This window comes from Vibrio sp. Vb1166 (assembly GCF_033338695.1).
Classification (GTDB): domain Bacteria; phylum Pseudomonadota; class Gammaproteobacteria; order Enterobacterales; family Vibrionaceae; genus Vibrio; species Vibrio alginolyticus.
This window is the reverse complement of the sequence record NZ_JAWOTE010000008.1, coordinates 84,305-96,322: the sequence shown is the minus strand read 5'-3', so window position 1 is coordinate 96,322 and position 12,018 is coordinate 84,305. Positions and strand designations below refer to the sequence as shown.

Annotated in this window: 9 protein-coding genes; 7 read left to right on the top strand and 2 right to left on the bottom strand. The window is 43.5% G+C overall.

Annotation, left to right across the window (positions count from 1 at the left end; genetic code table 11):
- Positions 1 to 118 precede the first annotated feature (118 nt).
- Both sucC and sucD read left to right on the top strand, forming a co-directional pair.
- Complete coding sequence (sucC, locus tag R7E51_RS10825; protein WP_005382179.1) at positions 119 to 1,285, top strand: ADP-forming succinate--CoA ligase subunit beta; 1,167 nt, start codon at positions 119 to 121, stop codon at positions 1,283 to 1,285.
- Complete coding sequence (sucD, locus tag R7E51_RS10820; RefSeq protein ID WP_005382181.1) at positions 1,285 to 2,157, top strand: succinate--CoA ligase subunit alpha; 873 nt, start codon at positions 1,285 to 1,287, stop codon at positions 2,155 to 2,157. The genes sucC and sucD overlap by 1 nt, the downstream gene beginning before the upstream one ends.
- Before the next feature lie 119 nt (positions 2,158 to 2,276).
- Here the strand turns inward: sucD and znuB are convergent, their stop codons facing one another.
- Both znuB and znuC read right to left on the bottom strand, forming a co-directional pair.
- Positions 2,277 to 3,062: a zinc ABC transporter permease subunit ZnuB gene (gene znuB / locus R7E51_RS10815; protein WP_005382183.1), complete on the bottom strand. Its 786-nt coding sequence runs from the start codon at positions 3,060 to 3,062 to the stop codon at positions 2,277 to 2,279.
- On the bottom strand, positions 3,055 to 3,843 hold the full coding sequence (gene znuC / locus R7E51_RS10810) for a zinc ABC transporter ATP-binding protein ZnuC (protein ID WP_005382185.1): 789 nt from the start codon (positions 3,841 to 3,843) through the stop codon (positions 3,055 to 3,057). The genes znuB and znuC overlap by 8 nt, the downstream gene beginning before the upstream one ends.
- 78 nt (positions 3,844 to 3,921) lie before the next feature.
- Between znuC and znuA the strand changes: the two genes are divergently transcribed.
- The 5 genes from znuA (at position 3,922) to R7E51_RS10785 (ending at position 11,952) form a co-directional block, all read left to right on the top strand.
- On the top strand, positions 3,922 to 4,809 hold the full coding sequence (gene znuA / locus R7E51_RS10805) for a zinc ABC transporter substrate-binding protein ZnuA (RefSeq protein WP_033906913.1): 888 nt from the start codon (positions 3,922 to 3,924) through the stop codon (positions 4,807 to 4,809).
- A gap of 202 nt (positions 4,810 to 5,011) precedes the next feature.
- The gene (locus R7E51_RS10800) at positions 5,012 to 8,389 is read left to right on the top strand and encodes an AraC family transcriptional regulator (protein ID WP_206958175.1); all 3,378 of its coding nucleotides are present in this window, start codon (positions 5,012 to 5,014) and stop codon (positions 8,387 to 8,389) included.
- Positions 8,390 to 9,221: 832 nt separating this feature from the next.
- The gene (locus R7E51_RS10795; RefSeq protein ID WP_005382190.1) at positions 9,222 to 9,449 is read left to right on the top strand and encodes a FeoA family protein; all 228 of its coding nucleotides are present in this window, start codon (positions 9,222 to 9,224) and stop codon (positions 9,447 to 9,449) included.
- Positions 9,449 to 11,725 (top strand): Fe(2+) transporter permease subunit FeoB, encoded by a 2,277-nt coding sequence (gene feoB / locus R7E51_RS10790; protein ID WP_206953973.1) that lies wholly within the window; start codon positions 9,449 to 9,451, stop codon positions 11,723 to 11,725. The genes R7E51_RS10795 and feoB overlap by 1 nt, the downstream gene beginning before the upstream one ends.
- Positions 11,722 to 11,952, top strand: a complete 231-nt coding sequence (locus tag R7E51_RS10785) for a FeoC-like transcriptional regulator (protein ID WP_206958173.1) — start codon at positions 11,722 to 11,724, stop codon at positions 11,950 to 11,952. Before feoB ends, R7E51_RS10785 begins: the two co-directional genes overlap by 4 nt.
- Positions 11,953 to 12,018: the final 66 nt, after the last annotated feature.

The following is a 12,018-nucleotide window of genomic DNA, read 5'->3' as shown; positions in this document are numbered from 1 at the left end:
TATGAGAACTCATGATGAAGGATTGATTTGAGAAGACCCTACAGACGTACAAGCAGCCAAGACTGCAGCGTTATGGAAATAATAAATCCCTTAAGGGAAAAACAAACGGAATATCGAAATGAATTTGCATGAATACCAAGCCAAACAGCTGTTTGCAGAATTCGGTTTGCCTGTGCCAGAAGGCTACGCGTGTGATACACCACAAGAAGCTTTTGAAGCCGCAGGCCGTATCAGTACAGCCAAGAAAGTAGTTAAATGTCAGGTTCACGCTGGTGGCCGTGGTAAAGCGGGTGGCGTAGAGCTACACGATACAAAAGAAGGCGTTAAAGAGTTTGCACAGAAGTGGTTAGGTAAAAACCTAGTAACTTACCAAACAGACGCAAATGGTCAGCCAGTAACAAAAATCCTTGTTGAAGAAGCTTCAAATATTGCGAACGAACTATACCTAGGTGCGGTAGTTGACCGTGCTAGCCGTAAGATCGTTTTCATGGCTTCTACCGAAGGTGGTGTGGAAATTGAAAAAGTTGCGGAAGAAACGCCGGAACTCATCCACAAAGCAGCAATTGACCCACTAGTAGGTCCACAAGCTTACCAAGGTCGTGAGCTAGCGTTCAAACTTGGTCTTGAAGGCGACCAAATCAAACAATTCGTTAAGATCTTTATGGGCCTTGGCACTATGTTTTCTCAGTACGATCTTGCTCTGCTAGAGATCAACCCACTTGTGATTACTGGTGAAGGCAACTTGCTATGTCTTGACGGTAAGATCAACATCGACTCAAACGCACTGTACCGTCAGCCTAAGCTTCGTGAAATGCACGATCCTTCACAAGAAGATGAGCGTGAAGCACACGCAGCTCAGTGGGAGCTGAACTACGTAGCACTAGACGGTAACGTTGGCTGTATGGTTAACGGTGCAGGCCTAGCAATGGGTACGATGGATATCGTAAACCTACACGGCGGCAAACCAGCTAACTTCTTAGATGTAGGTGGCGGCGCGACGAAAGAGCGTGTTGCTGAAGCATTCAAGATCATCCTATCTGATGACAATGTGAAAGCGGTACTTGTTAACATCTTCGGTGGTATTGTACGTTGTGACATGATCGCAGAAGGTATTATCGGCGCGGTTAAAGAGGTAGGCGTAAGCGTACCTGTTGTTGTTCGTCTTGAAGGCACTAACGCTGACCTAGGTCGCGAAGTTCTTGCTAATTCTGATGTTGATATCATTGCTGCTGAGTCGCTAACTGATGCTGCTCAGAAAGTTGTTGCTGCTGCGGAGGCTAAATAATGTCTGTATTAATTAACAAAGACACTAAAGTAATCTGTCAGGGGTTCACTGGTGGTCAAGGTACTTTCCACTCAGAGCAAGCTATCGCATACGGTACGCAAATGGTTGGCGGTGTGTCTCCAGGTAAAGGTGGCCAAACTCACCTAGGTCTTCCTGTATTCAACACAGTTCGTGAAGCAGTAGAAGCGACTGGTGCAACAGCGACAGTCATCTACGTACCAGCTCCTTTCTGTAAAGATGCAATCCTAGAAGCGATTGACGCGGGTATCGAGCTAATCGTAACGATTACTGAAGGTATCCCTACTACAGATATGATCGACGTGAAAGTGAAGCTAGAAGAAACTGGCGTTCGCATGATTGGTCCTAACTGTCCGGGCGTTATCACTCCTGATGAGTGTAAGATCGGTATCATGCCTGGTCACATCCACAAGAAAGGCAAAGTAGGTATTGTATCTCGTAGCGGTACTCTAACTTACGAAGCAGTTAAACAAACCACTGACGAAGGTTTCGGCCAGTCTACTTGTGTTGGTATCGGTGGTGACCCAATCCCGGGTTCAAACTTCATTGATATCCTAAAACTGTTCCAAGAAGACCCTGAGACAGAAGCGATCGTTATGATCGGTGAGATCGGTGGTACTGCAGAAGAAGAAGCAGCAGCATACATTAAAGAAAATGTAACGAAGCCAGTGGTTTCTTACATTGCTGGTGTAACTGCACCTCCTGGTAAGCGTATGGGCCATGCTGGTGCGATTATCTCTGGTGGTAAAGGTACTGCTGAAGACAAATTTGCTGCACTAGAAGCGGCTGGCGTTAAAACTGTGAAATCTCTAGCAGAGATTGGCCAAGGTCTACGTGAAGTGACGGGTTGGTAATCGACCACACTACTTAATAAGTATTAAAAAGCCTGCGATTTCGCAGGCTTTTCTTTTTCCGTTTCCGTGGGTTTATGTTTGTTGTTAGCAAGGTCTTTCGCGTTTAATACTCAATGCGATTATGCTTTGCTTTTAATCAGCTGGCTCAGCATGAATAAGGATGTTGCGCTGATCACTACGGAAGGGCCGGCCGGTGTATCGAAGTGCCATGATAGGCTAAGCCCCATCAGTACTGCCACTGAGCCAATAATGGATGCGAACAATGCCATTTGCTCTGGTGATGAAGAGACTTTACGTGCTGTTGCTGCTGGGATAATTAGGAGCGAAGTCATGATCAACGCGCCAACGAACTTCATACCTACTGCGATTACTACACCCACCATTAGCATTAACACCAATCTAACTAAGTCTGTATTCACGCCCTCAACAGCGGCAAGTTCTTCACTAACAGTGCTAGAAAGCAGTGGGCGCCAGAAGACGTACAAACACGCACTTACCGCAACAACACCTGCGTAAATAAACATCAGATCTTGTGGAGAGACGGCAAGTAAGTCCCCAAATAGGTAGCTCATTAAATCGACGCGCACGTTTTCCAAAAAGCTAACCGATACTAAACCGATAGAGAGTGCACTGTGTGCCAAGATACCTAACAACGTGTCTGTAGCCACAAGTTGTTGCTTTTGCAGAGTGACAAGCAAAACGGCCAGAGCTAAACAGCAGACGAGTAGCGCAAGGTAGAGATTTACGTTGAGCAAGAAGCCCAGCGCTAGGCCCATTAACGATGCATGAGCTAGGGTATCTCCGAAGTAAGCCATTTTACGCCAAACGACAAATGACCCAAGTGGACCGGCAATGATCGCGATACCAATACCAGCAAGAATAGAAGGTAGGAGAAACTCAATCATGATGGTGATGTCCGTGTTTATGGTGGGAGCATGATGTCGCATCACCGCTTACTGGCGTTCCGGATAAATCGTGATGATGGTGCTCATGGTCGTGATGATAAAACGCGAGAGATTCTCTCGCTGCATTGCCAAATAGCGCGATGTAAGAAGGGTGCTGAGTAATAGTGGCAGGTGAACCTGAGCAGCAAACATGGTGATGCAGACAAATAACATCGTCCGTTTTCGCCATCACTAAATGTAAGTCATGCGACACCATAAATACGCCACAATCAAAGCGGTGACGAATGCTCTCAATTAAGTCATAGAGATCGATTTGACCTTGGATATCCACACCCTGAGCTGGTTCGTCTAATACCAACAGCTGAGGACGCTGAAGCAGAGCGCGAGCCAGTAACACTCGTTGGTTTTCACCACCGGATAAGCGATGCATATTACTATTAAGTAAATGTTCAGCGCCAACAAGCCTTAATGCATCAATGCACTCCTGCTTACTGTATTTTCCTGCTAAATTTAGAAAGCGGGTTACATTCAATGGAAGGGAGTCATTGAGCTTCAACTTTTGAGGAACGTAACCAATTTTCAGTTTTCTTTGTCGGTTCAACTTGCCGCTAGTTGGCTTTTGAAGACCTAAGATAACTTTGACTAACGTTGATTTTCCCGCTCCATTGGGACCAATTAGGGTAGTTATTTTGCCCTTTTCTAATTCCATACTAATGTTATCGAGAACTCTGCGGCCATCGAACTCGACGCATAACTGCTCAAGATGGACTAAGGAAGACATGAATGAAACTCATTTGCAAATCAATAATGTTATAATGTAACATTATCTCACTTTCCACGCCATATCCCAAGTAAAACTATGAAAAGAGCATTAATTCTTGCTGCCTCAGCAATGTTAACACTGCCAGCACAGGCGGTAACGGTACTGACGAGTATCAAACCTATTCAGTTGTTAGTAACAGAGCTTACTCAAGGAGTAACTTCACCAGACGTGCTATTGCAGTCTAACACATCACCCCATGACTATGCTTTGCGTCCATCGGATGTTAAAAAGGTCGCTTCGGCTGATTTGGTTATCTGGTACGGACATGATCTTGAACCGTTTCTAGAGAAAGTTGTTTCGGATAGATCGAATACTTTGACTATTAGTCAAATTCCAAATCTAGAATTGCGTGAATTTGATAGTGAGCACAACCATGACCATGATGGGCACGATCATGGCTCACATGATCCGCACTTTTGGCTAGGTGTAAGCCAAGCACAACAAGTGGCCAAGGCTGTTGTGAATCAACTTGTATCACTTGATCCGGAAAATGCAGCTCAATATCAAGCGAACCTCAAAAAGTTTGAACTCGAGCTAAAAGACACTGACCAACAGATAAAGCAGAAGCTGGCACCAGTAAAAAACAAAGGTTACTTTGTATTCCATGATGCTTACGGTTATTTCGAAGATCGTTATGAACTAAATCAAATGGGGCATTTTACTGTGAGCCCAGAACGCAAGCCAGGAGCGAAGACCTTAATTCAAATTCGTCAAAAGCTAAGTGGTGGAGATGTGGCTTGTGTATTTTCTGAACCTCAGTTTACCCCGGCTGTCGTTCAGAGCGTAATGAGAGGCAGTGATGTCGCTAAAGGCGAGCTTGACCCGTTAGGGAGTACAATTGAAGCAAAACCTGGCAGTTACTTTACTTTTCTCAACAATATGGCGAATAGTTTTGAGCAATGCTTGAACAAAAAGTCAGATTAAGTGCTGTCGTAATGTAGGAGTAGTCTTTTTAACGTGATCCAGTAGTAAGAATTACAACCTTTGGTAAGGCGAGCCTTTTCTCAGAAAGTAATTGAGATATCATTACCAATAATTATCAGCTCAAAATAACCGTATAAATCCATGTTTTACAAACGATGAACGGTCACTTTCAGAGCACAAATTGATACAAAAGGTTTTCGTCTTGCTACGCCAATTAGCCCTTGCTCTGTTGGGCTTTATCTTATCCTACCAAGCATTTGCGCTTCATAATGCAAATGCAATCTTTTACCCTTTGCCAACTCAGGCAAAGGGTACTTTTATCGCGGCTAAAAAGTTGTTCTTGGGTGAAAAGGGCGGTTTGTGGATTCATGACGTACACGGGAGAGTCCTGTTTTACGATGGTCAAACTATATTGCCTAAATCAGGTAGCTTCCTACAAACGTCGGCCAAGCAGTTGGCTTATCATAAAGGTGCTTTTTGGACCTTTATTGAAAATGAGGTCTATCGAACTTATCCAAATCAGGAGCGACGTTTAGTCTTTAGTTTAAATCCAGGCTCACAAATAAGAAAAATAGGGTCTTCAAAGAACTATATTTGGGTGAGTGATGGCGCGCATTTCTATACCTACAATATCGACACTAGCGAGTTAAACTCTTTCTCTCTATTGCAGCTCTATCAACATAGTAATAATAGCTACGTTTACATTAATGATGCGGTGCTAGTTGAAACGAAGTGGGCACTAGCAACGACTTCCGGCTTCTATCTTTCTGAAGGTGATAAGTTTGACCATGTCGCTGCCTCAGGTCAAAACTACATTGAGAAAGTCTATTATTCACACACGCGAAGAGAAATTTTGATAGGTACATTGCGTGGCGCTTTAATTTTCAACATTTACCAGCCTGATAAAGAAGTGATTAGAATTGGCGGCTCACATGTTTTGACATTCGCAGAGACAAATCAAGAGTATTGGGTGGGGACAGAGCATGGCCTTTATTTGTACTCATTTTTTTCAGGTGAGGTCACCGAAGTCGCGCCTGCAAGCTTTCTTGAGTTAGAGTTAGATAACACGAAGATTTATTCGTTGTTGAGCGACAATATGGGAGGGATGTGGATTGCGACTAACCAAGGTATTCGTTATTACTCGCTATTTAGTAAAAAATTTGAACGAGTGACCTTTAGTAGTTATGACTCACACACCCTATCAGGACGAATTCGGCAAACTATTGAAGGTCCTGATGGTGCGCTTTGGTTTGCTGATGACCGAAAGATTTATCGTTCAGGAAAGAGTGGGATTAACCAAGTCTTAGAGTTGGAGTCGCAGATCAATGAATTTGCGTTTCAAAACGGCATGCTTTGGCTTGCAACCTCAAAAGGGCTGGAAATATTTGAGCTAAATGGTCTCAACAAGATTACATTTCCTTATTTACAGGTTATGGCTGGACATGCCGTAGAGCATGTGACCGTTGATGGTGATGACCGTCTTTGGGTATCAAGCGGATACCATCTTTACAATGTTGATACTGCTGCACAAAGCGTACGAAACTTTGGAAGTGAGTGGCTAGTAAGTCAGTATTTGCCTGCTAAGGTTACGCGCCTATATGATATTGAAGATGCCCTATTAATAGGCACCGATCATGGCGTATACCAATACAGTAATGACAACATCCAGTTTATCCGTTTTTCAGAAAAGTTTGGTGAATCATTAGACATGACCACGGCGGTTGATGGCAGCCAGTGGTTTGCTTCATCTTATGGTGTGTTTAAAACTGATACACGAAGCGATGAAAAACGTGTTGTTGAAATGAGTGAGCCCAACGCCAGACCTGCTTGCTTGATCAGAGACAGGCAAGGTGTATGGTTAGCTTCCTCTGTCGGTTTAAGCTATTACCACCTTTCGGGTGAGTTAGTGAAACATTACTCATCGTCATCAGGCTTAATGAACAATGAGTTCCTCCCTGGTATTTGTAGCGTTATACAGCAGACAGAAATTGGTGAGCGAGAGCTTGTTCTGGGGTCGAAGTACGGACTCGTAAAAGCAGAAGCATCCAAGCTGCTTGTATCTAATCCCCCAGAGTCTAAGTTTATTGTTAGCCAAGTAGTGCTTGAAAATGAAGTTCTGCAAGTTGGTAGTGCCGATCTGAATGGGCTCACACTGCCATATGGATCTTCGCTGAGTTTTTTATTCGGTGTGATGCCAAAACCAGACAGTCAAAATTTGTACTATCGATTGAACAACGATGACCCATGGCAAACGTTAGAGGGGGGCCAACTGACACTCGAGCACCTTAGTTCCGGTGAATATCACTTGCAGGTCAGTAATGAGTCTCAAGTTGCCACTGGAGTCGTTGGTTTAGAATCTCACTTTATCGTCCTTCATCCTTGGTATCTATCGCGATTTGCTATTTTAGGCTTTGTCGTAGCTAGTATTGCGGTCGTCGCATTACTTGTTTTCTGGCGCTCTCGCTACGTTGTACAGGCTAACCGTGATCTAGCAGCTCAAGTGACTCTCAAAACGAATCAGTTAAGACATCAAAGTAGAGTGTTGCTTACGAGCAACCAGCAATTACGTAAACAGATTCAAGTTAGAAACCTACTCGTAGACCATGTAGCTCTATCCATAAAATCAAGCGTCGACTTTATTGTGGCGAAACTACCTATGCCTCTGGATACTGCGACAGAGGATCATTTGGCTAAAACGAATTGGCAGTTAAATGAACTCAAAAGTGTTCCAAGTGATGTAAGTGGTGGGAGTCAGAACTACAACTTGAGTCAGATAACTCAGTCAGTGGTTGATGTATGGCAAGATGACTTTGCAAAAGCGGGTATTTTGGTAGAGCTAGAAGATGAGAGCAAGCAGAGCCGGGTTGCTCTGGAAAGTTTTAATCTTGATGTTATTTTCAATAGCATTTTTGCCAATATCATCAAGCGCTCTTTCCGAGGTCAAACGGTTAGAATTATGCTAGAAGAGGGACATGATATTGTGTCATTGAGCTTTCTTGATTACGGGACGCAATTACCTAATAAAGTCGCGACTGGGCTTCCATCTAACTTAAATCACTCTGAGTTGAGTATTGACCACCTTGCCCAACTAGTGACAACGAGTGGTGGTTATTTGGCTGTCTTCTCTTCTGATGCTCAAAACAAAGTCGAGATTACATGGCCATCTGCGAAGGAAAGGAGTTATCTGGATGAACCGCAGCAAGAACTCAATCCTGTAACTATTGCAGAAGATCAAGTCACACCAGAGAAAGAGTGGTTGCAAAAAGTCTATCAATTAGTGGCAGAGCATTACCATGATCCTGAATTTGGCACTGCGTCAGCCGCTAAAATGCTGTATATGTCTGAACGCTCTTTACAGAGACGTTTTAAATCTGCCTCGTCAAGAACGTTAAAAGACTATGTCACAGAGGTTCGTTTGGAAACGGCGTGTGAAAAGTTATTGGCGGGTGAGAAAATCAGTGAAGTCGCCTTTAACTGTGGCTTTAATGATCCATCTTACTTTAGCCAAAAGTTTAAGCTGCATTTTGGTTTGCCCCCTTCCAAGTTTGCTTTGACTCAAGAAAGCCAAGAAATTAACTAGAAAACCTTCATTATACGCTCCCTAATTAATAGTTAAGATGCTGGGGAGCTGCATACAGTGCTCTATTATTGCTGCAGTTGCTAACGCAGTAAGTTTCATTGTTTCTTCATCACATCTAGCCTACAAATCCATTCTCAACACGTAAGCACGATCACGTTCTATCTGTTAGTCGCGATGTTCATAGCAATAAGCATAAATGGCTTCAAGAGAATGATTTACTGATAGTTGCAACAAATAAATGACAGTTGTATTGCTGTATCAAAAGAGCGTTGTTCATTTGGGGGAGTGATGGCATGCGACATTCGTGAAAACGAAAACTGTGTTGAAAAGATGGATAAGGTAAAGAAGTTTTGAAAGAGGTGAAAAAAATATCGTGGTATAGCCGGGGGGACTATACCACGGGTGTCAAGGACACCTTCGCTTGCTGCCGGAGTGACATGTTGCCATGCCACCTCTGGAATTTATTAGAGAGGTTGCCCTCTCGATGGAGTAACTATACGAGAGGTTACTTATTTTTCTTATAAAAATAACGCCATGTTTATATGAGAAAAGCGACAACGTTTTGTTTTTTAATTAACCCACTGTTTTAATTTGCATTTTTTGTTTTCTATCTTGGTTTGTGACATTTTTGTTTCGTTAGGTGTCATTTTTAATTGTTAATTTTGACGTAAATAACGAGAGGAAATTTACGAAGTTAACGTTTGAAAGCGTGAAAACATTTACGGAATCTTTGATTTCACACAAGGATTGAAGGGGTATAGGGGAGTAATATTGGCAACCTAAACTTATTAAATAATAATATTTCTCATTAGCAATACTCTTAAGGGCCACTATGAAGTTATCAGAGATTAATCCTGGCGATACGGTGACGATTCGGTTGTTAGATGGTCTTTCATCAGATATCAGAAAGAAACTCATGGTAATGGGGCTGCTTCCCAATACAGAAGTCAAAGTGATTCGACGTGCGCCAATGGGCGATCCTTTACAAGTCGAAGTCCGTGGTGTGTCTGTCGCATTGCGAGAAACAATTGCTCAGAAAATTGAAGTGGAGCGAGTGTAATGCAATATCAAGTGCTAACCGTAGGTAACCCTAATAGTGGTAAAACGACGCTATTTAATGGTTTAACTGGCGCAAAACAGCAAGTTGGTAACTGGGCAGGCGTCACGGTTGAAAAGAAAACGGGACAATTCAAGCATGCTGGGGATGAGTTTTTGCTCACTGACCTTCCGGGTATTTACTCATTAGACAGTGGTAATGATAGTAATAGTATTGATGAATCCATCGCATCGCGTGCGGTTCTAACTCATCCTGCTGATCTCATTATTAACGTGGTGGATGCTACAAGTTTAGAGCGCAGCTTATATATGACGCTGCAACTTCGCGAACTTGGTCGCCCTATGATTGTTGTCCTCAACAAGATGGATGCGCTAAAGCGTGAACGTCAGATGATTAACGTTGCAGAGCTTGAGAAAACGTTAGGTTGTCCGGTTGTCAGTTTATCTGCAACCAATAAAACTCAAGTGGCAGAATTTAGAGAAAAGCTCCATAAATCCATCGTTCAAGGAGTGCCACTTAAAGAATTGTCTTTGCATTACGGTGAGAAGATGGAGTCGGCAATTCAAACGGTTTCCGCACTTTTTAACGACCAAAACGTCGCTCATCGTGCACTAGCGATTCGTGCGCTTGAAAAAGACACAATGGTGCTCAATAGTCTTTCTGATATTGATAGAAGCAAAGTCTTGGAAGTCATTACGACGTTAGATTTGGATATCGATTTGCATGTCGCGGATACTAAGTACACGCATCTGCATGAACAGTGTAAAAAAGTTCGCCGAAGCGAAGGCAAGTTAAGTCGTAGTGTGACTGAAAGACTCGACCAGTTTATTTTGAACAAGTGGATTGGAATTCCTTTCTTCTTTGTTGTTATGTACCTGATGTTTATGTTCTCGATTAACATCGGTAGTGCATTTATCGACTTTTTTGACATTGGTGTGGGCGCATTGTTGGTTGATGGTGGGCATCACTTGTTAGACGGTCATTTGCCTGTGTGGTTAGTGACGGTTCTTGCTGATGGTATCGGTGGTGGTATCCAGACGGTTGCAACCTTCATTCCGGTTATCGCGTGTTTGTACCTGTTCCTAGCGGTACTTGAGAGCTCAGGTTACATGGCTCGTGCAGCATTCGTACTAGATAAAGTGATGCAGAAGATCGGCCTACCGGGCAAAGCATTTGTACCATTGGTTCTTGGTTTTGGCTGTAACGTACCGTCAATCATGGCAACTCGTACTCTAGACCAAGAACGTGAGCGTAAACTGGCTGCATCTATGGCGCCATTTATGTCATGCGGTGCTCGTCTGCCTGTATACGCGCTATTTGCTGCGGCATTTTTCCCAGGTTCTGGCCAGAACATTGTATTCGCACTTTACCTACTTGGTATTGTGGCAGCGATCTTCACAGGTCTTTTCCTTAAGCACACGCTTTACCCAGGTAGCAGTGATAGCCTAGTAATGGAAATGCCAGACTATGAGCTTCCGACGCTACAAAACGTGGTGATCAAAACTTGGCAAAAGCTAAAGCGCTTTGTACTTGGTGCAGGTAAAACCATCGTTATCGTTGTTGCTATTCTGAGTTTCTTCAACTCATTGGGGACTGATGGCAGTTTTGGTAATGAAGACAGCGAAAACTCGGTGCTTTCTAAAGCTGCGCAAGTTGTAACTCCAGTATTCGCGCCAATCGGTGTTCAAGAAGATAACTGGCCAGCGACGGTTGGTATCATTACCGGTATCTTCGCAAAAGAGGCGGTAGTTGGTACGCTTAACAGTCTATACACCACGCCAAGTGACGGTGAAGACGCAGAATTTGATCTAATGGGCAGCCTAGAAGAGGCAGTAATGAGTATCCCTGAAAACTTAGCCGGTTTGAGCTACTCAGATCCACTAGGCATTGAAGTGGGTGACTTAACTGACTCAAATGCCGTTGCCGAAGAACAAGAAGTCGATGCTTCTATCTTCGGTAACATTAAATCGCAGTTTGCTTCTGGCAATGCCGCATTTGCTTACCTAATCTTTATCCTACTGTACACTCCTTGTGTGGCGGCGATGGGTGCTTACGTACGTGAGTTTGGTCATAAGTTCGCACGCTTTATCGCGGTTTGGACAATGGGCTTGGCTTACCTATGTGCGACGTTCTACAACCAATTGACGCATTTCGCAGATAGCCCAGTAACAAGTGGTATTTGGATGGCTGTGATCGTAGCTATCTTCTTTGGCACATACCGTGTGTTCAAACAAGTTGGTAAGAAACAAAACGGTGCATTAGAGGCGCAAGTAGCATGATTTTAAAAGAGCTTTATCAATACATTGTAGACAAAGGAACCGTCTCCCAGTCAGATCTGGCTAAACAGTTTGGGATGAGTGAAGATGGCGCCGACGCGATGTTAAACGTGTGGATTAAGAAGGGCAAAATTAGCCGCCTAGTCGACACTAATAAAGCTCATGACGTGACTCGTGTTCGCTACTCAGTGACTAAACAAGATGGTTTGTCTCTGACAGTCACCATGTAGCGACTATCAAAATTAGTCACCTAAAAATTATCACGTAAAAACGACAAAGCCGCATCAGCAATGATG

Coding starts and splice junctions, on each gene's coding strand:
- sucD (WP_005382181.1), top strand. CDS start 1,285: ATGTCTGTATTAATTAACAAAGACACTAAAGTAATCTGTCAGGGGTTC.
- znuA (WP_033906913.1), top strand. CDS start 3,922: ATGAAAAGAGCATTAATTCTTGCTGCCTCAGCAATGTTAACACTGCCA.
- sucC (WP_005382179.1), top strand. CDS start 119: ATGAATTTGCATGAATACCAAGCCAAACAGCTGTTTGCAGAATTCGGT.
- R7E51_RS10785 (WP_206958173.1), top strand. CDS start 11,722: ATGATTTTAAAAGAGCTTTATCAATACATTGTAGACAAAGGAACCGTC.
- feoB (WP_206953973.1), top strand. CDS start 9,449: ATGCAATATCAAGTGCTAACCGTAGGTAACCCTAATAGTGGTAAAACG.
- znuC (WP_005382185.1), bottom strand. CDS start 3,843: ATGTCTTCCTTAGTCCATCTTGAGCAGTTATGCGTCGAGTTCGATGGC.
- R7E51_RS10795 (WP_005382190.1), top strand. CDS start 9,222: ATGAAGTTATCAGAGATTAATCCTGGCGATACGGTGACGATTCGGTTG.
- znuB (WP_005382183.1), bottom strand. CDS start 3,062: ATGATTGAGTTTCTCCTACCTTCTATTCTTGCTGGTATTGGTATCGCG.